The following is a 20,567-nucleotide window of genomic DNA, read 5'->3' as shown; positions in this document are numbered from 1 at the left end:
AGGAGGCTTAATAATGATAAGGGCATTGCTTACCAATGATCTTTTTTTATCTTGTCTTGTATCAGGAATTTCTGCTCAAGTGATTAAATATGGTATCCAAACCGTAAAAACAAGAAAGTTAAAACTAACTCCCGCACATCTTCTAAAAAAAATTTTTCTAGAAACAGGGGGCATGCCAAGTAGTCATTCATCAACAGTCACCGCTCTTTCAACTTCAATTGCACTAACTGAAGGAATAAATACAAATTTTATAATAGCCCTTGCATTTGCCCTTATTACAATAAGAGATTCTTTTGGAGTAAGATACATGTCTGGAGTTCAAGCAGAATATTTAAATGCATTATCAGAAAAATTAAAAAAAGAAATCAAAATTGACACAACAACAATAAAAGTGGTCAAGGGGCATAAAAAGAAAGAGGTTCTAACGGGCATAATAATAGGAATAGTCTCTGCATATATTGTGTGCTATTTTTAGCATAGGAAAAAATACATGGTGCGTTTTTTAGGTTTTTTATATTTAATTACAACAATACCACTTATCACTTCCTGCGATGTAGCTCAATTTGGAGACTACAAACCTTTATACTTTGAAAATGAAAATGATCTAAAAACTGCCAATGAATATATAAATTCACTAGGATACAAAACAATATCAGAATATACAACAAAAATTGACATTTTAGACTTTCCCGAAAATAAAAAAATCACAATAAACGAGATAAACAAACTTAACAATCTTGACCTTAGAAAAAGTATATTTTTAAAAAAGCTCCCTAATCTTTTCAACATAGAACATAAAAAACTTCTTTATGTTGAAAACAGGTTCAAAACTATAAATTTTAAAAACCTAAAAAAAGAACTCAACATTAATGCCAACATGCATTCTCTTGACCACAAAACAAAAATTAACTTTATTTCAAGCATAATATTTCTAACCATAATAATTTTATTAATTTTTTTAGACCCAACAAACTCTATATTTACTTTAATTTTTCTATTAATTTCATCTCTTACTTTTATGATAAGTAAAGAAATACTGTATTTTTATCCATTTACAGTTCTCTCTTATTTGTTATTTTCAATAATCAGTAATTTTAACAAAAATTACAATAAAATATATTTAAAAGAAATAAATTTTTTAACACTAATGACAAAAATAAAACACTTATTATTTTTATTTATATTCACAACTCTATATTTCATTACAATCACAACCTTTTTTACTATAAATATTGATCCCACTTTTATTGCATTTGTTGCAATACCAACCCTTTGTATCTTCTTAATTTTCAGCTGGATTAAAACAGAAAGCAATTTTAAAGACACATTCTTATTCCCAATTGAAATTAAAGAAAAAAAAATAGAAGGTAAAAAAACTTTAAAATCAAAAATAGCAATACATCTACTGCTATTTACACTCTCATTAATTCCTTTCGCTTATTCAAGCTATATGCTAAATTCTTATGAAAACATTAACTATCTTTACAGTAAAAAATTAAATTACTTTGATTATTTAAATCCTAACAACATTTATATAATGCTAGGATACAACAAAAAAATACCCAACATTATAGGATATCTGTCCCACATTCTTTATCAAAACGAACTAAAATACAATCTTAGTGCTAAATATGGAAAAATTCCTAAAGATATAAAAGAAAATTACTTTGAAATCAAAAACGACAAAATAGAAATTAATCCTAAAACTGTTTATGAAGTAGATAAATCATTTATTGATGAAATTCTTAAAAAAGATCTTGCAAGTCTGTTTTTAAAAAATAAAAATCCAATCTTAATATATAAAGAAAACAAGAATAATATCAACACAGATAAAAAAAATTACAAAATACTTTTCTTTTTCTCTTTACCCTTCTTTGTATTACTATTCCTATTTAAAGCAATAAGATTTACAATTCTTTTAAACATAAATGAAAAAACCTATAAAAAATATATTCAAGGATAAATAGCTAATGCTAGATTTAGAAAAAGTAAAAACAATTTTTAAAAAATACAATAAATACGAGGTAACAATTAACGAGATTCAAATACCTGAATATGCCCTAATACCCCTTGAAACAGAAAATTCAAAATCCATAATATATATAATTGAAAAACAAAAAATAGAAGAAAATCAAATTTTATCTAAAAACTCAAACATAGAACTATACACATACTCTCCAATATCTGGAATAGTAGAAAAAATATATACAGCCAATTTTCCAGATGGAAAAAAATTAAAATCAGCATTGATCAAATTTCAAGGGAAAATAAAAACCGAAAAAACACCAATTGAAGAAGAAATCTCAAGAGAAAAAACCCTGGAAAAATTAGTTCAACTGGGAATTCCTTGGTTTAATGAAAATTCTTTATTTCAATTCATAAACAAATGTAAAAAAATAGACAAAATGATTTTATTAACAAATGGAAAAGATATATTTACAAATATTTCAGAAGCACTCATGGCAGAAAAATTAGAAGAAATTTTTTCAGGATTCCAGATAATCGACAAAATATTTAAATTCAAAGAAATAATAATAATATCAAATAAAGACAAACTTAAACAAGAATTCGAAAAATTGAGTATTTTTAAACACAGAAAAATAAAAATTAAATCTTTAGAAAATGCATATCCTTATACAAATCACGAAATGATAATGCACTTTTTATACAACAATAAAAACACAAAAGATGATATAAACCCCCACAATAATATTTTATTAGCAAATATTGAAGATCTATACAATGCAAACCTTGTCATAAAAAATAACAACCCTTATAAAGAAAAATTTGTAGCTATAAATGGAAATAAAAAAATAAAAAGCAGAATACTGAAAGTAAAAATTGGGACTTCTTTCAGCCAGCTAATAAATGAAAAAATTGATACAAAAAAATATGAAATTTTTTTAAACAACCCAGCAAATAAAATAAAAATCAAAACATTAAACATACCAATAACAAGAGATATTTATAGCCTCACCATATTAAAGAAAAAGTCAATATATGACAAAATTAAAGCATTGTTTATATCCAGTTTTTCGCCACTGCAAATGGAAAATATTATTTTTTCATTCTTAAAGAATGAAAAAATAAATAATAACAACAAATTAAAAGTATTTAATTATACAGACAAAGAAATAGAAGAAGAAATACATAAGGTTCAAAAAGAAATTAAAGGTAAAATTCTAAATGAAAATTTAACAAATGAAATAATATACACTGAAAACAATTTAAAAGACATATACTTTGCTATCATACTATCACTATCGCCTAGCCTGATATTTTCTTTCCTAAATAACACAAAATTCATGACAGACACTTTGCTGTTAATATTTATTAGTGTAGTAGTCTATATTCCCATAATGCTAAAAATTAATTACAAATGTTTGTCTTTTTTTGTTTATGCCGCTTTAATGATGAGCATTATATTGCCCTTGGATTTAGAAATTATACTAAAAATAACCTCCTTGTTATTTACTTTTTTAGTATTCTTTTACTTTTTCAGACTATCAGCATTTTTAGCAAACCCTATATTAATTTCTTTTATGTTTTTTGTATTAAATTTTCCAATAAGTTTTAAGCAAGCCTATCAAGAGGAACTTAAAAACTCAAATTCAATAATTCCAACCTGGAATGAAATAATTAAAGCAAATCCAAACATAAAAAATTTAAAAAGTTTAAATACCTTGACAAGATATGAAAACAAAAAAATAGATGCAATTGAAAACTTTATAAATCAAAACATTTTTTCTGCTTTTAATATAATTGTCACAAGATTTCATATTGAAAGTCTTTTGGGGGTTAATAATGAAAAAAAAATATCTCCTATCTTGCTTTATTTTGGCCTCTTATTAATAGTTGGCAAATATATAATCAACAAATTAATACCATTGTCATTTTATATAAGCTTGATGGCAATCTCATACATAGCACATAATATAGGAATGCTAAGCCATATCAGCTCCGATATGTTAACATTACTTATTTCTCCAATCCCAATGCTGTTAATATTTACAATGGCAACAGAATTGCAAATAACACCACACTTTAAATTTGAGCAAATACTCTACGGATCAATATTGGCATTTATATACTTTTTAACATTAAGCTATATTCCTTTTGAAACCTTGTCAGTCATAATATCTATTTTTATCTTACAAACAAGCTCAAACTTAATAAAAAAATATAGCTTAACCTTCAAAATTAAAAAAATAATGCATGTTTTGAAAACAAATAAAGAAAAAGCACTCAAAACCCCTCTTGAGAATGAAAAGGATATAATAAAATTATGACTAGTAATTTAATTACATGCTTAATTATTAACAACTTAACTTTAATACACTTTGTTGGATTTGAGGACATAAAAATAAAAAACAATGTATCCCTAATAAAAAAATACATCATAATAACAATTACTTCTTTATTAATATATTCAATGTCGTTTTATCTCTATAAACAGTTTACAAAAAATAATTTACTATTCTTAATGCCAATTTTTTATGTAATTTTAATTTACATGTTGATATCATCATTTAAAGTATTAAATGATATATTTATTGTTTATAACAAAAAATCAAATTATTCAAACGATTTCATGCTTTCAAATAACAGCTTAATTGCAATAACATTTTTTGCACTTGATAAAAACAACGGATTTTTTGAAGGATTAGAAATACTTATCCTATCTGCACTTGGCATACTAATAGCCTTAATGTCAATAACATCAGTAAAAAAAAACTTTGATAAAAACCCTAAAATCAATATATTGGGAAACGAATCAATATATTTTTTTATAATGTTTATTTTATCTTTAATTCCAAATATAATTATATTAATATACAATCAATAATAGCGAGAAATAAAAATGAAAGAAAAAATAAATGTGTTGTTTAAACAAGCGGAAGACATTTGGAGGAAGCTTTGACAAAAATGAAATTCAAACTAAAATCGAAAAATATGAAAAAGAAATAAACCAGAAAAATTTTTGGAATAATCCTAAAAGAGCTCAAGAAGTAATTAAGGCTCAAAGTATCTTGAAAAACAAAATTGATCCATGGGAAGAGCTAATAAATAAAATAAAAGACTTAAGTGATTTGTCTGAAATTGTTGAAAATGAAAAAGATACTAGCAGCTTGGAAATCGAATTTAATGCACTTGAAAAACAATACAAAGATTTGCTCACAATTTCTTATTTTAAAGAAGAACTTGACGCAAACAACGCTTTTTTAACTATTCATTCTGGAGCAGGAGGCACTGAAGCATGTGACTGGGTTACAATGCTTTACAGAATGTATTCAAGATACGCCGAGAGAAAAAAATACAAAACAGAACTTATTGATTTACTTGAAGCAGAAGGTGGAATTAAATCTGTTACAATAGAAATAAAAGGAGAGTATGCTTACGGGCTATTAAAAAGTGAAGTTGGAATACATCGTCTTATAAGAATTTCTCCTTTTGATACTGCTAAAAAAAGACACACCTCTTTTGCATCCGTATTTGTTGACCCTGTTATTGATGACAAAATAGAAATAATAATCAAACCAGAAGACATAAGAATTGATACCTACAGAGCGTCGGGAGCCGGAGGACAACACGTCAACAAAACATCTTCTGCTGTAAGAATCACTCACATTGAAACAGGAATAGTTACTCAATCTCAAAGCGATAGGAGTCAACACAAAAACAAAGACTTGGCAATGAAAGTTTTAAAATCAAAACTTTACGAATACTATAAGAGTAAAGAAGATGAAAAAAACAAATCCAAGCAAGACGAAAAAAAAGAAATTTCTTGGGGCAACCAAATAAGATCTTACGTATTTCAACCTTACAATTTGGTAAAAGACCACAGAACAAAATTTGAAAATTCAAACACCACTTCAGTTATGGACGGCAATATAGACAATTTCATAGAAGAGTATCTAAAATGGAAAAGCTTAAACTAAAGCTAGTAATACCATTGTTAGTATTTACAATATTCAAAATACATTCTCAAAGTAACATTGAGTACAACTTTTCCTATATCATTAATACAAAAAAAGAAAATATTGACCTTAAAAAAGGAATTGAAAAACAATTGGACAAAATCTATGATAAAATAACAGAACATATAGTAAACAATGACGACAAGAACATCATTAAAGATATTTACATAAACCAAGATATAATAAAAACAGAACTTGAAATTAGCAAATTAAAAAAAGAAATGGATAAAAAAAAACTTCAAAACATAATAACCGCAAAAGAAAAATATAACACCAAAACCAAAATTGATGATCTTAAAAAAGATATTCAAAATATTAATAGTAAACAAAAAAAATTTGAAGAATACTTTAATAATTTAAACAAACTAAAAGTAAAACATAAAAAAATTGAAGAACAAACAAATATATCAAATTTAAATAAAGAATTTTTTATAAGAGAAAAATTATTTTTTATTAACTATATTGACCTGAAAAAAATAGAAAATTATTATTTAATAGAAATTAACAACATCACTCCTGAGAAAATTGAGACTAAAAAAGCGGTGTTTAAAACATCATCTTCTGTTAATGAAATTGCAGATCAAATAACAAAACACAGCTTTAAAGAAATATTAGGTAGAGAATTTTTAAAAATCAACATTAACGTCAAAAATAACCCAGATGCAAAAATCTATATAAATGAAAAATTTGTTTCAAAAGGAATCTATTACGATAATATTTTTGACATTTCTAAGCTTCCAAACAAAGAAATTGAAATACAAATCACAAGCTCAAATTTCGAAAACTACTTTATTAAAAGAACAGTAAAAAATGCAGATTCAATAATATTAAATATTGACTTAAAAAGAACAATCTCTAAAAAAGTATCAATTACGAGCAATGTACAATCTAAAGTTTTTAAAAAAGGCATATTTATAGGTGAAACTCCAATTGAAATTGAAAAACCAGAAAATCAAGATATTATTTTGCTTAAATCTAAAGGGTATAAAGATAAATTCAAGTTAATAAATAAAGAAGAAGATCAAGTAAAAATAGAAATGATAAAAACTAACAAAAATAGACTTATTAATACAAGAGACAAATTTTATGTCAATCTGACTATTTTTACATTAAGCACAATAGGAAGCATTTTTGCAGGAACATTGCTTAACAATTCAGAGAAACTTTATACAATAACGGGCAATCACTTTATTAACAAAAGATTAACGGCAGAAGATGTTTATACAGCAAAAGCAGAACAAATGACTGCAACATTTCTATTTGGAGCAAGCATCACTTTAACTATTGGCAGCTTTATCTCATTAATAACTCATTTGGTAGAATATATTAAAGAAGCAAATATGGGAGAATAAGCTTAATAATCTGCAATAAAATAGGAGAACAAACTTTTGGGCATTTTAGAAAAAATAAAAAATTTATTTAAAAATAAACAACAAGAAAATGTTATTGAAAATTTAGAAGACATTTTATTAGAGTCAGACATTAATAATGAAATTGTAATAGAAATAATAAATAAATTAAGAAAAGAAAAAAATAAAACTGAAAAAACTATTATTGAAAAACTAAAAGAACTTTTAAGCAATTATATTAACACAAAAAAATTTGCTCTAGAAAATAACAAATTAAACATTTTGTTAATAGTCGGTATAAATGGAATTGGGAAAACATCAAGCATAGCAAAACTTGCAAATAAATTAAAAAATGAAGGCAAAAATATTTTAATATCGGCCGCCGATACATTCAGAGCAGCTGCAATTGAACAAATGAAAATTTATGGAGAACAAATTGGGATCAGAATAATATCTCAAAACCAAGGAAGCGATCCATCAGCTGTAATATTTGACAGCATATCAAGTGCTAAGCTTAAAAATTACGATGCATTAATTATTGACACAGCCGGAAGATTGCAAAATAAAGAAAATTTAATAAAAGAGCTTCAAAAAATAAACAATGTAATATTAAAACAAATAAAAACCACCGACATCAATTACCAAAAATTACTTGTAATAGATTCTACTATCGGGAAAAATGCAAATAGCCAAGCAGAAATTTTTAATAAAGCAATAGAAATAGACGGAACAATAATCACAAAACTTGATTCATCTTCAAGAGCAGGCACAATAATAAATATTTCCAAAATTCTTAAAAAGCCCATATACTTTGCTACATTTGGAGAAAAACTAGAAGATATTAAAGAATTTGATATCAATGAATATCTTAATAAATTGCTATGAAAAAAACCCAATTAATACTTCTTATATTTATACCACAAATTATTTATACAAAAAGCTATTTTGCATCTGATGCATTTTTCAATAAATACCAAAAATTAACCGAAAAACCAAAAACAGGATTTTACATTGAGTATTACTTTATTGATAACGCTGAAAAGCTCTACTTATACAAAGAAAATAACTTAATAAAATACAAAACAATTCAAATCACAGAAAACACAAAAAAAATTACATTTTATGATACAAAAGATACAAAAAAACAAGAAGAGGTTTACGACAATTTAAATAATAAAGTACAAGAAATTGAATATGACAACAAAGGAAAAATTCTTGAAACAGTAAATTACTTTTATGAAAACGGAAACTTAATATCTAAAAATATAAAAACAATACACCAAAGCCCAAAATTAATATATTATTCTAAAGATGAAAATGGTAAATTACTAAAAATAACAGGATCAAATTTTCAAATTTGGAACTATGGAATTAATGGCGACATAAAATCTACATATTTTGACATCAAAAAAGCAACAACAAAAGTGATAAAATATGATGACAAAAAAAGAAATTCAGACAGTACAATAATTGTTAATAACAAAATAAAATCCAAAGAAAAAAACCAATATCTAGATGAAGGGGAAATAGTAAATACCTTTGAAGAGGGAAATACAAAAATCATATCTACCTACAAGGCAAACAATCTGATTAAAGAAGAAACATATAAAAATAATGAACTTATAAAAATAAATGATTTTCAATACAACGAATCTGATATGATAATTTTTAAAAACACTAAAGAAAAGGATAAAGACCAATACACTAATACTAAAATTGAATACGAATATAACAAAGACAATCAATTAAAAAGCAAAAAAATTTATGAGAACGATATAATCTATCTAAAAACCGAATACCACAATGATAATGAATATGAAGAAGAAATATACTACAATAAAAAACCTGCTCTTAAGATAAAACACAAGAACGGCAAAGCCACCGAAGAAAAACCAATGGGTACTAATTAAATGGGTATAAGAAATTTTTTACTTAAAAGATTAATACTAGAAGAAAAAAATAGCCTAGCTCTTACAATTGTCATAATATTAAGTATTACCTTAGGTGAAATAATAATTATCCTAACAATATCAATTATGAATGGTTTTCAAAACGATTTTTTTCTTAGCATTACAAATGTAGAAAGTGGAAACTTAAAAATAGAAAATGAACTAACTCAAGAAGAAATCAAAGAAATTAAAAAGATTGAAGGAATAAAACATATAAATAAAATATACGAAACACAAGGCATTGGAATTCAAAATTATTATTATCCAACTATTTTAAATATTATTGCAATCGATATTAAAGATCTAAAAAACGACCAAAATTTTATTTCATTTACAGGACTTGAAAAAGATGAATTGGATCTTAAAGATAATGAAATCATTATTGGAAATGTACTTTCCCACAATTTCAACTTATTTGAAAATGACCTACTAGAATTAATAATAACCGATGAAATAAAAACACTTATATCACTAGGAAATAATATAAAAAGCTTTAAAATAAAATCGATTTTCAAAAGTAATTATGCAAAAATAAATGAAACTTTAATTTTTATGAATATAGACTATTTCATTAAAAATAAAATTTTACATAATTCTAACATTAATTACCAAGTAAAAACAAAAAATTTAAATCCAAGTAACAAATTAATTGAAAAGATCAAAGCTGTTAATCCAAACATTAAAGCAAAAACTTGGAATGAATACAATAAAGAATTCTATAAAATATTGAAAATAGAACGAAATACAATGTTAATTATTTTAGCAAGCATTTTTATTGTTATTGCCGTTAATGCATATTATCTTCAAAAAAGAATAATAATAAACAAAAATAAAGCTATTTTAATATTATTAGCTATGGGGCTTAGAATAAAAAAAATAAAGCAAATTTTTTTTATTCACTCAATAATAATTTGCACTGCGGGGGGACTTCTTGGCTTGGCACTGGGAATTTCCATTTCCCTAAATATAAATGAAATTTTAAAAATAATTGATAATCTGGTAAATATTTTAATAAATTTTTTAAATCAAATATTGGCTTTAAAAATAGATGGCATTAAAATACAAATAGTAAAAAATATAATTACTCCTAAATTATTTTTAAGCGATTTGGCATTTACTTTTTGCTTTGCATGCTTTTCTACAATGTATTCAAGCATGAAAGCAACAAAAAAAATTGGAAATCAAAAAAACATTGAAACTATTAATGGGTAGTAAAATGGACAATATCTTAATCATAAAAAATCTTTGCAAAGCATATAAAAAAAATAAAACAAAAATTCAAGTAATAGAAAATTTAAACTTAACTGTAGAAAAAGGTGAATTTATTTCAATTCAAGGAAAAAGTGGTTGTGGAAAATCAACTCTTTTTAACATGATCTCAGGAATTGACAAAATAGATTCTGGAGAGATAATATCGTGTGGAATATTTTTGAAAAATGCAAATGAAAAAACATTAAGTTTGTACAAAAACAGACAAATAGGTTTAATATTCCAAAATTATAATTTAATAAATGAATTTAGTGTAATTGAAAATATAATTTTACCTCAAATTATTTCAGGCCAAAAAAGAAAAGAAACAATAAATAAAAAAGCTTTCGATCTAATGAAAATATTAAAAATAGAAAACAGAGCAAATCATTACCCTTCAGAGCTATCAGGAGGCGAATCACAAAGGGTTGCTATTGCTAGAGCGTTAATCAATGAACCTAATATAATATTGTGTGATGAACCTACGGGAAATTTAGACTTAAGCACAGCTAAAACCGTAGAAAATCTACTTATCAATACAGCAAGAAATTTTAAAAAAACCTTAATACTAGTTAGTCACAACCCACAATTTGCAAACAAAGCAGATTCAAAATACGAATTCAAAGATAGGACATTAAAAAAATTATGATACTAAAGCTACCAGAAATTACAAAAATTGCGTATTTAATTTTTAAAAATTCAACAAATAAAATAGCTTTAATAGGTTCTGGAATATCATTAAGTTTAGTAATGATCCCATTAATTATTGTCTACTATATGTCTAGCAACATCATGACTTCTACTATTAATAAATATATTGAAAGTGAAGGATTTTCAATGCAAATAGAATACAACGATACAAATAAAACTCATTATCTAAAAGACAGATTAAGCTTTCTTAAAAAAAAATATAATTACAAGGATCTAAATTATTTTTTCGAGAAAAGAACTTATGGAATTATTGGAAATAATAAAAAACAAGGTGTATTAATAAGAGCAATAGAAAATAAATTCATATTGGAAAACAAATCAATAAAATTAATAAAAGGTACTAAAAATTTAAAAAAGGATTCTATACTCATTTCAAATCAAATAAAAAATAAACTTAAATTAAATCTTAATGAAAAAATTGATATTTTGATTCCAAATACAAAAAACAACAAAATAATGCCCAGAATAAAAAAGTTTAATATATCAGGAATAATTGAAACCGGATTAAAAGATATCGATAATAATTTGGTGTTGATTTCTTTTGAAAACGAAAATTTAATGTCAAAAAAATTTTCAAAAAGCATACTTGGACTTAAAACAAATTCCAATTCCATAAAAAACAATGAAATCTTAAAACAAAATTTAGAAACCGAATTTCAAGAATTCCAAATAAAAACATTCTATGAACTTTATTCAAATAAATACAATAATCTAGACATAAGTAAAAAACTTTTAATGTTCATTATGGCTTTGATTATAATATTTGCAAGCATCAATATATCTTCATCACTTTCAATGCTTATTTTTGAAAATAAAAAGAAAATTGCAATACTAAAATCAATTGGAATGAATAATTTAAACATAAAAATAATATTTCTTTTGATATCGCTCACATTAAGCACTGCCTTTTGTGGAATTGGAATAATAATTGGAAATTATTTAACACTTAAAATATCTTATTTAATAAACTTTGTTGAAAATGTTTTAAATTTTTTTTTAAAAATATTGGGAGAAGAAAATTCTGAAATATTAAACTCAGAATATTACGTATCTGAATTTCAAATACATTTAAGTCTAAGCTTTAGCTTAACAATTCTTGGCTTGTATATGTTAATAAACATTTTAACTACACTAATTCCACTTAACATTGTCTCAAATCTAAAAGAAAAAGAAATCTTAAGATAGTTTAAAGCTCTATTTAATAGTCACATTATAAATTTTAATAGAAGAAAAATCCTTTTCAATTGTAGGATAAATCTCATTTGGGAAAATCGTACTAATTGTAAAACTCTGCTTGGATTTAGATTTTAAAAAAGAATTAGCAGAAGAAATTAATTTGCGTCGCAAAGACCTAATGATACTGCCCTCCTTATCAATATAACCAATTTCAATCTCCAAATTTTTAATAACATCTTTTGAAGAATTGAAAACTTCTATCACGGTATTTGCCTTACAAATCCCAAAAGACTTTTGAAAATAATTTCCAATATATTTAAATTTTAATATAAAAGAATCTGAGTCAAGATTTACACCAATTCTATCATCAACATTTTCAAAAAAATCAATATCAATAATATTTAATACTATTTTTTTAGGATTAAAATCGATAGCTCTTGGTATACTTGATATAACATCAATTGGAACATAAACATCTTTGCCCCATTTTGCAGAAAAATCACTTTCTTTGCTAAAAACCTGATTAAATACAGATTTACCAAGATCATCGTAAACTGTAACTCTATAGGAAATCTTTTTAACAGGATACGTTGTTGAGACAACCCCTGCCTTAAGCTGATACAAATGTGCATCTTCAAACACCAAAACTTTAGCATCCTCTATTTCTATGTAATAGAACTCTTTGGGACTTGAAATAAGATTAACAGCTTCAACTACTAAATCCGTAGCCATAGTAATAGGAGGAAGACCTTGCGACGCGAAAGAAGGTGCAAATTTTTCTTTTAAAGCTATTTTACCATTTCCATTCACACCCATGAAACTCTGAAAAGATCTGTAAGTAATCAAAGAAATACAAAATATTAAAATAGAACTTATAATTAATATTAACATTCTGTTCTTAGATTTCTTAAATTCATAATAGTCGATTAAATCTAAATCATCTCTTATTCCAAATTCTCTTGCTTGTAAAGTTACATGAATCATTTTTTTTTTAGATTCTTTAGTATTTACCTTATCAGCAATTTCTTTAAAAAGAAAAAAAAATAAACTAAACATTGATTTGTCGTGAAGAGAATAAAAATAGATAGATTCAAGCTCTCTAAAAGCAACATCTATCTTGCCTATATCAACAAATTTTTTGACTCTTGCATAAGATCTTCTAAAATGGAGCCCTATATTTTCAATATCATTATCAGAAATATCTGATACTTCAATAATATTTTTAATACTCTTTTTGCTTAAAATTTTGTTTTTATGCTTCCTAAGTTTTAACAAATAAATCTTAATTCTATCTTCAGATGTTTTACTATTCATTATCTTCTAATTCATCAACTTTTTTTAAAAGCCAATAAGCAATATTTCTAGCAGTAGTCTTTGTAATAGAAATTCCTATAAAAGAGTTGATTAATACTATTTTTCCCTCTTCTCCACTTTTAAGTTCTTTTGAAGCCTCTTCTAAAATACCTTCTTTGGTTTTTGTATAAGCAATCTCCTCAGAAATCTCTGTGGACTCAAAAACAAGATCACAAAAAATCTCTCCTGTATTAGTTACATTCCCATAAATATTATTAACAGGAACTAATTTATAATCTTCAGCTTTTTCAAACCTATAAATTACTTCTTTCATATAAACGAGTATATCATAATCAAAAAACATAACCAATAAACAAAATTTATACAAAAAAAAATTATAATTTAAAAAAATGATTATTAATTAATAATCATTTTAAACTTTTTTAGTGAAAGAAAAAATAATGATATAATAATTAAAAACTAAAAATTAACACAAAGGAACTTATAAGAATTATGGATTTCAAACAAATAAAAAGCAATGTAGAAAAGGTTAAATTTTTAAGAAAAGATTTTCCTATTTTAAATAAAAAGTTTGACAATAAGCATATAATTTATTTTGACAATGCAGCAACCTCTCAAAAGCCTAAAAACGTAATTTATTCTAACGTTGAATATTATGAAAATTACAACGCAAATGTACATAGAAGCGGGCATAAATTTGCAATTCAATCTAGCATAAAAATAGAAAAAACAAGAGAACTTGTAAAAAATTTCATTAATGCAGAATCTACAAAAAATATAATATTCACCTCTGGAACTACTGATGGAATTAATACTATTGCAAGCTCATTTTTTTACTCAAAATACTTTAAAAAAAAAGATGAAATTATTCTTACAACTCTTGAACATAACAGCAATTTGCTTCCTTGGGTAAATCTTGCAAATTTAGCTAATTTAACAATTAAATTAGCTAAGTTCAATGAAATGGGAATTATTACCCCTGAAGAAATCGAAAAACTTATTACAGAAAAAACAAAGCTAATTAGTATTTCAGGAATAAATAATACCTTAGGAACAATTAATGATTTGGAATCTATTGGAAAAATCGCAAAAAAATACAATATATGTCTTTTTGTAGATGCTGCACAAATGGCACCTCATATAAAAATAGATATTAAAAAAATTGGCTGTGATTTTTTGGTATTTTCTGGACATAAAATGCTTGCTCCAACAGGAATAGGAATTTTATACATTTCAAATAATATGGCCGAAAAACTTCATAGCTCAAAATTAGGAGGAAATACTGTAGAAGAAATATTTATAGAAAATGAAAAAATTAAATTCAAATCATCTGATTGTCCTAATAAATTTGAATCGGGAACCCCAAATATTGCAGGAATTATTGGACTTGAAGAAGCAATAAAATATCTCAATAATATTTCCATGAATTTTATTTTAGAGCATGATCAACAGTTAATCGAATATGGGGTAAAAAAATTACAAGAGCTTGATGAAGTTGAATTTATACTAAACACAAATCTTAAAAGAAATTCAATAATATCATTTACAGTAAAAAATATTCACTCACACGATATTGAAACCTATCTAGATACAATGGGAATAGCAACCAGAGCCGGAAAAACTTGTTCCTATGTAGCATTTTTCCCAGAAAATTTAAATAAAAACCATCTTTTAAGAATTAGCTTCTATTTTTATAATACTCAAGAAGAAATTGATAATTTCATATTGGGATTAAAAAAGGTAATAAAAGAGCTTTCATAAAAATTTATAAAATAAAGATATTAACAAAGTTAATCAAAAATCTTATTTTTGATTAACTTTGATTTTGGAATTAATAAGCATTATTTTAATTTTTAAAAAAATTAAAATAATTTCCACTGTATACTATATTTTTAAAGTTTTTTATTTAAAAATCTTTATATTATCTTTTATTATTGATTTAATAAATCAAAGAAAATAAAATTAAATTATGCTCACTGAAAAAACTAAAAAAGAATTAATAAGGCTTAGTAAAGTAAATAATTACATAATAAAAGTAGAAACAAACCAGAATTTCAAGCATCAATCTAAATGTGGAGATCAAATCTTATTCCAAATAATAGAAACAAATACTGGACAATTTAATTTAAAACATCATGCATCTGGATGCATGATTTTACTTGCAAGCGCCAACGCTTTAAATAAATTGTGTAATAACAAATCAAAACCCGAAATACTAAATTTCGTGCAAAAAGTAATAAACAATGATTTTGCAAATCTAGAAGAAATTGATGCAAGTTTAAGAATTTTTAACATATTTACAAATACAAATAGAAAAGACTGTTTTTTGCTGCCATACAAATCATTAAAAGATAGTTTGGAAAACTACAAGCCCTTAAGGAGAGCTATTAGATGAAAATCTATTCACACTCATCAATCGGATATGAAGGAGAACTAATTGAGATTGAAATAGACATAAAAAAAGGAATTTCTGGAATTGATATTGTAGGACTTGCTGGGAATGAAATTAAAGAATCAAGAGAAAGAGTAAAATCAGCTATCAAGAATTCAAATTTTAATTTCCCTAAAGATAGAATATTAATAAATCTTGCACCAGCTGGAATTAAAAAGCTTGGAACAGCTTTTGACCTCTCTATTGCTATTAGCATTATTAAAATCCAAGAAAGCAAAGATAATAAAAATTTAGAAATCTTAATATTGGGAGAATTACAATTAGATGGCAAAATAAGATCAATAAAAGCAGTTTTACCAGCAATTGCTCTTGCCAAAGAGAAGGAAATAAAATTTGCAATAGTTCCTTTCGAAAATTTAGAAGAAGCCACTCTAATAGATGGCTTGAATATTTGGGGTGTTAAAGATTTAAAAGAAACTATAAAAATCATAGAACAATTAAACGAAAATACACTTCCCCCAAGAACAAATGCAAAAGCCCAATCATCAATTGAAGAAGATTATATTATAGATTATGACTTTAAAAATATAAAAGGACAACAAAGAGCAAAAAGAGCAATTGAAATAGCAATTGCCGGTGGACATAACATCATGTTATTTGGTCCACCTGGAAGCGGGAAAACACTTAGTATTAAATGCGCCCAATCTATTCTTCCTCCACTTACAAACAAAGAGCTTATAGAAACAAATAGAATATGGTCAATATCGGGAAAATTAATAGACAGAAAGATAATAAAACAAAGACCTTTTAGAAATCCTCACCATACTGCTAGTAAAGAGGGAATAATCGGAGGGGGTCCTAATCCTTTACCTGGAGAAGTGTCTCTTGCCCACAATGGTATATTATTTCTAGATGAAGCTTTAGAATTTAAAAAATCTATTTTACAATCTTTGCGCGAACCTATTGAAGACAAATTAATTTCAATCTCAAGGGCAAGTTCTAAATTATTCAAATACCCTGCCAATTTCCAACTAATGCTTGCAATGAATCTTTGTCCTTGTGGAAATCTTGGCAAAAAATTTACAGACTGTTTTTGCTCACAACAAGAAATTTCAAATTATTGGAAAAAACTTGGAGCTGCAATGCTTGATAGAATTGATATTAGAGTTCCAACAAGAGCAATTAATAATGAAAAATTACTCAACGAAACAAGCGAAAGTTCAAGCGAAATAAAACAAAGAATATTAAAAGCGAGAAACATTCAAAATATAAGATACGAAAATTTTGCAAACATAAATAAAAATTCCGATCTTAATTCCGATCACATTGAAAAATTTTGCGAATTAAGTGCAATCTTAAAAAATGACTTAATTTACATCCTAAACAAGCTCAATATATCTTCAAGAGCAACACATTCAATACTAAAAATTGCAAGAACAATCTCCGATTTAAAGGAAGAAAAAAACATTTCAAAAGAAGCCTTGCTTGAAGCAATTGAACATAGAAAAAACGGAGAAAATATGCTTGAAAAATAAAAACCCCAAATATTTTAGGGGTCTTTGAACTAAAATTCTATTTTATCAATATAGCTTTTAAGCTGATTAGCAGAACTGTTAAACCTCTCAAGCTCTTTAGGGCTTATCTTAAAGTTTAAAACTTCTTTGACCCCTTCTTTGCAAACTATGGCAGGCGCTCCAATATAAATATCTTTAACTAATCCCCCATACTGACCATTAATATAAGAAGATATTGGCAAAATAATATTCTGATCTCCAATTATTGCATTTACAATATTCTTAATACCAAGTCCAATAGCATAATAGGTTGCCCCCTTAAGCTTAATCACCTCATAAGCAGCATTTACAACCTTCTTATGAATTTCATCAAGCTCAGGCTCAGTTATTTTGCCTTCAGCAAGATATTCTGATAAAGGCTTCATTGCTATTTTTGTTTCATCCCAAGTAGCAAAAGAACTGTCACCATGCTCACCCATAATATATGAATGTATATTTTGTGTGTTTACATTAAAACGATCACTTAAAAAATATCTAAGTCTTGAAGTATCAAGAATAGTACCAGTCCCAATAATCCTATGAATAGGAAATTTGGAATATTTCATTGTAACATAAGTCATAATGTCTACAGGATTACTTGCAACTACAAAAATACCATCAAAACCACTAGATACAACATTAGTTACAATATCTTTAAAGATTTTAGAATTTTTATCAACTAAATCAAGTCTTGTTTCACCAGGTTTTTGATTAAGTCCTGCTGTAATTACAACAATATCTGCATTAGCACAATCTTTGTAAGTCCCAAACAATACATTAATATTCTTCTTTAAAAACATTTGGCCATGATTAAGGTCCATGACCTCACCTTTTGCTTTATTTTCATTAACATCAATAATCACAAGTTCATGTACAAGCGAATTGTCTATTGTCAAAGCATAAGCAAAGCTTGAACCCACTCCACCAGCTCCAATAAGAACAACTTTATTAGACTTAAGCATAAATTACTCCATATACACATAAATTAAAACTATGTAAACTAATTTTAAATAAGTAATGATAAAAATATTCTATCGCATTTCCAAAGACTTTGCCAATCACATGCCTTTAAAAATTAAAAACAAATTTAATTATCATTGGCTTTTAAAACTGCAAGAAAGGCTCTTTGTGGAATTTCAACATTTCCTACCATCTTCATTCGCTTTTTGCCTTCTTTTTGCTTTTCTAAAAGTTTCCTCTTGCGAGTAATATCACCACCATAACACTTAGCAGTAACATCTTTTCTAACAGGAGAGATTGTCTCTCGAGCAATAACATTAGAGCCAATAGCACCTTGAATAGCTATTCTAAACTGTTGCCTTGCTATTTCATCTTTCAACTTTTTACAAATCCCAATAGCCTTAGTTCTGGCACTATCTTTAAAAACCAACTGAGAGAGTGCATCAACTCTATCTCCATTGACTAATATATCTAATCTTACTAAATCTGTATATTCATAGTCTAAAAGCTCATAATCAAAAGAAGCATATCCACGGCTCACAGATTTAATCTTATCATAAAAATCAAAAAGGATTTCAGAAAGAGGCATTTTATAAATAAGTTCAACACGCTTAGTATCAAGATAAATCAAGTTTGTCTGAACTCCTCTTTTTAACAAACACACACTCATAATATTTCCTAAAAATTCAGTAGGAACAATAATATTAGCCTTAATATAAGGTTCAAGAACACTTTCAATAGCTTCATTTCCAGGAAATTGCTCAGGAGTTTCAATAAAATAAGACTCTCCCTTTTTAGGAATTATTTTGTATCTAACAGAAGGAGAAGTTAATATCACATTTAAATTAAATTCACGCTCAATGCGTTCTTGAATAACTTCTAAATGCAAAAGCCCAAGAAATCCGCATTTAAAACCATGTCCAAGAGCAGATGATGAATCTTTTTCAAATGTTAACGACGCATCATTAAGCTTTAATCTATCCATTGCCTTTAAAAGATCATCATATTGATTAGTATCAACAGGATACACCGAAGAGAAAACTACAGGTTTAACTTCTTTAAATCCCTCAAGAGGAGATAATGCAGGACAATCACAAAGAGTTACTGTATCTCCAATCTTCACATCTGATATATTTTTTATTCCTGCAATAAAATACCCAACATCTCCTGCTTCTAGACTATCTTTTCTTTCAAGTGATATTTTAAAAATTCCAATCTCCTCGATTAAATGCTCGCTATTAGTATGCATTAACCTAATCTTATCGCCTGTTTTGATTTGTCCTTCGAAAATCCTAAAATGAACAACAACTCCTCTATAAGAATCATAATGTGAATCAAAAATTAATGCTCTTAATGGGTCCTTAATATTTCCTTTAGGAGATGGCACATACTTACAAATAGCTTCAAGCAAATCATCAATTCCTATTCCATTCTTAGCAGAAATCAAAATAGCAATTTCTTCATTTAATCCTAAATCATTTTTTATTTGCTTTTTTACAAAATCAACATTAGCATTTGGAAGGTCTATCTTATTAATAACAGGAATAATTTCTAAATCGTGCTCAAAAGCCATATAAAAATTAGAAACTGTTTGGGCTTGTATTCCCTGACTTGCATCAATTAATAAAAGAGCACCCTCACAAGATGAAATTGCCCTTGATACTTCATAAGAAAAATCAACATGGCCTGGAGTATCTACAAAATTTAACTCATAAAAATCACCATCATTACTTTTATAAGTAATTGTTACTGCCTGACTTTTTATTGTAATTCCTCTTTCTCGCTCAATATCCATACTGTCAAGCATTTGACTTTTAAAATCACGATCAGATATTATTTTAGCCTTTTGGATAAATCGATCAGCTAATGTAGATTTACCATGATCAATGTGTGCAATAATACAAAAGTTTTTCTTACGAATACTAATACTACTTCCC

Annotated in this window: 18 protein-coding genes; 14 read left to right on the top strand and 4 right to left on the bottom strand. The window is 26.1% G+C overall.

The genetic code is table 11. The features are described 5' to 3' along the window. Positions 1 to 13 precede the first annotated feature (13 nt). The 11 genes from HNP67_RS03905 (at position 14) to HNP67_RS03855 (ending at position 12,420) form a co-directional block, all read left to right on the top strand. Positions 14 to 475, top strand: a complete 462-nt coding sequence (locus HNP67_RS03905) for a divergent PAP2 family protein (protein WP_184125123.1) — start codon at positions 14 to 16, stop codon at positions 473 to 475. 15 nt (positions 476 to 490) lie between these two features. Further along, positions 491 to 1,963: a hypothetical protein gene (locus HNP67_RS03900; protein WP_184125121.1), complete on the top strand. Its 1,473-nt coding sequence runs from the start codon at positions 491 to 493 to the stop codon at positions 1,961 to 1,963. A 7-nt stretch (positions 1,964 to 1,970) separates the two neighbouring features. Continuing rightward, complete coding sequence (locus HNP67_RS03895) at positions 1,971 to 4,289, top strand: RnfABCDGE type electron transport complex subunit D (RefSeq protein WP_184125119.1); 2,319 nt, start codon at positions 1,971 to 1,973, stop codon at positions 4,287 to 4,289. Beyond that, positions 4,286 to 4,846: a hypothetical protein gene (locus HNP67_RS03890; RefSeq protein WP_184125117.1), complete on the top strand. Its 561-nt coding sequence runs from the start codon at positions 4,286 to 4,288 to the stop codon at positions 4,844 to 4,846. The genes HNP67_RS03895 and HNP67_RS03890 overlap by 4 nt, the downstream gene beginning before the upstream one ends. A gap of 15 nt (positions 4,847 to 4,861) precedes the next feature. Further along, positions 4,862 to 5,939 (top strand): peptide chain release factor 2 gene (gene prfB, locus HNP67_RS03885; protein WP_184125116.1). Its coding sequence is split into 2 segments (ribosomal slippage): positions 4,862 to 4,917 and positions 4,916 to 5,939, totalling 1,080 coding nucleotides; the frame shifts between segments, so codons are not numbered across the junction. Beyond that, positions 5,921 to 7,330 carry a hypothetical protein gene (locus HNP67_RS03880; protein WP_184125114.1) on the top strand — a complete coding sequence of 470 codons (1,410 nt, stop codon included), beginning with the start codon at positions 5,921 to 5,923 and terminating at the stop codon, positions 7,328 to 7,330. The genes prfB and HNP67_RS03880 overlap by 19 nt, the downstream gene beginning before the upstream one ends. 36 nt (positions 7,331 to 7,366) lie before the next feature. Continuing rightward, positions 7,367 to 8,212, top strand: a complete 846-nt coding sequence (ftsY, locus tag HNP67_RS03875) for a signal recognition particle-docking protein FtsY (RefSeq protein ID WP_184125112.1) — start codon at positions 7,367 to 7,369, stop codon at positions 8,210 to 8,212. Then, complete coding sequence (locus HNP67_RS03870) at positions 8,209 to 9,237, top strand: hypothetical protein (protein ID WP_184125110.1); 1,029 nt, start codon at positions 8,209 to 8,211, stop codon at positions 9,235 to 9,237. The genes ftsY and HNP67_RS03870 overlap by 4 nt, the downstream gene beginning before the upstream one ends. After that, positions 9,238 to 10,488, top strand: coding sequence for an ABC transporter permease (locus HNP67_RS03865; RefSeq protein WP_184125108.1), 1,251 nt, complete (start codon positions 9,238 to 9,240; stop codon positions 10,486 to 10,488). It abuts the gene before it with no gap. A 4-nt stretch (positions 10,489 to 10,492) separates the two neighbouring features. Then, the gene (locus HNP67_RS03860; protein ID WP_184125281.1) at positions 10,493 to 11,173 is read left to right on the top strand and encodes an ABC transporter ATP-binding protein; all 681 of its coding nucleotides are present in this window, start codon (positions 10,493 to 10,495) and stop codon (positions 11,171 to 11,173) included. Beyond that, the gene (locus HNP67_RS03855) at positions 11,170 to 12,420 is read left to right on the top strand and encodes an ABC transporter permease (RefSeq protein WP_184125106.1); all 1,251 of its coding nucleotides are present in this window, start codon (positions 11,170 to 11,172) and stop codon (positions 12,418 to 12,420) included. Before HNP67_RS03860 ends, HNP67_RS03855 begins: the two co-directional genes overlap by 4 nt. Positions 12,421 to 12,429: 9 nt before the next feature. Here HNP67_RS03855 and HNP67_RS03850 read toward each other — a convergent pair whose 3' ends face one another. Together HNP67_RS03850 and HNP67_RS03845 are read right to left on the bottom strand one after the other, a co-directional pair. Next, positions 12,430 to 13,728, bottom strand: a complete 1,299-nt coding sequence (locus HNP67_RS03850) for a hypothetical protein (protein WP_184125280.1) — start codon at positions 13,726 to 13,728, stop codon at positions 12,430 to 12,432. Then, positions 13,718 to 14,038 (bottom strand): hypothetical protein, encoded by a 321-nt coding sequence (locus HNP67_RS03845; RefSeq protein WP_184125104.1) that lies wholly within the window; start codon positions 14,036 to 14,038, stop codon positions 13,718 to 13,720. Before HNP67_RS03845 ends, HNP67_RS03850 begins: the two co-directional genes overlap by 11 nt. 179 nt (positions 14,039 to 14,217) lie before the next feature. Between HNP67_RS03845 and HNP67_RS03840 the strand changes: the two genes are divergently transcribed. The 3 genes from HNP67_RS03840 to HNP67_RS03830 all read left to right on the top strand — a co-directional run bounded on the left by HNP67_RS03840 (position 14,218) and on the right by HNP67_RS03830 (position 17,652). Beyond that, entirely contained in the window at positions 14,218 to 15,486 is a 1,269-nt protein-coding gene (locus HNP67_RS03840) for a cysteine desulfurase (RefSeq protein WP_184125102.1), read from the top strand. Between the two features lie 208 nt (positions 15,487 to 15,694). Then, entirely contained in the window at positions 15,695 to 16,120 is a 426-nt protein-coding gene (locus HNP67_RS03835) for an iron-sulfur cluster assembly scaffold protein (protein ID WP_184125100.1), read from the top strand. Then, positions 16,117 to 17,652 carry a YifB family Mg chelatase-like AAA ATPase gene (locus HNP67_RS03830; protein WP_184125097.1) on the top strand — a complete coding sequence of 512 codons (1,536 nt, stop codon included), beginning with the start codon at positions 16,117 to 16,119 and terminating at the stop codon, positions 17,650 to 17,652. The genes HNP67_RS03835 and HNP67_RS03830 overlap by 4 nt, the downstream gene beginning before the upstream one ends. A 29-nt stretch (positions 17,653 to 17,681) precedes the next feature. Here HNP67_RS03830 and HNP67_RS03825 read toward each other — a convergent pair whose 3' ends face one another. Together HNP67_RS03825 and lepA are read right to left on the bottom strand one after the other, a co-directional pair. After that, entirely contained in the window at positions 17,682 to 18,632 is a 951-nt protein-coding gene (locus HNP67_RS03825; protein WP_184125095.1) for an L-lactate dehydrogenase, read from the bottom strand. A gap of 125 nt (positions 18,633 to 18,757) precedes the next feature. Then, positions 18,758 to 20,557 carry a translation elongation factor 4 gene (gene lepA / locus HNP67_RS03820; protein WP_184125278.1) on the bottom strand — a complete coding sequence of 600 codons (1,800 nt, stop codon included), beginning with the start codon at positions 20,555 to 20,557 and terminating at the stop codon, positions 18,758 to 18,760. Positions 20,558 to 20,567: the final 10 nt, after the last annotated feature.

Source organism: Borreliella californiensis (assembly GCF_014205885.1).
Classification (GTDB): domain Bacteria; phylum Spirochaetota; class Spirochaetia; order Borreliales; family Borreliaceae; genus Borreliella; species Borreliella californiensis.
Note: the sequence above shows the minus strand (reverse complement) of the source record. Positions and strands in the feature narration are given on the sequence as shown.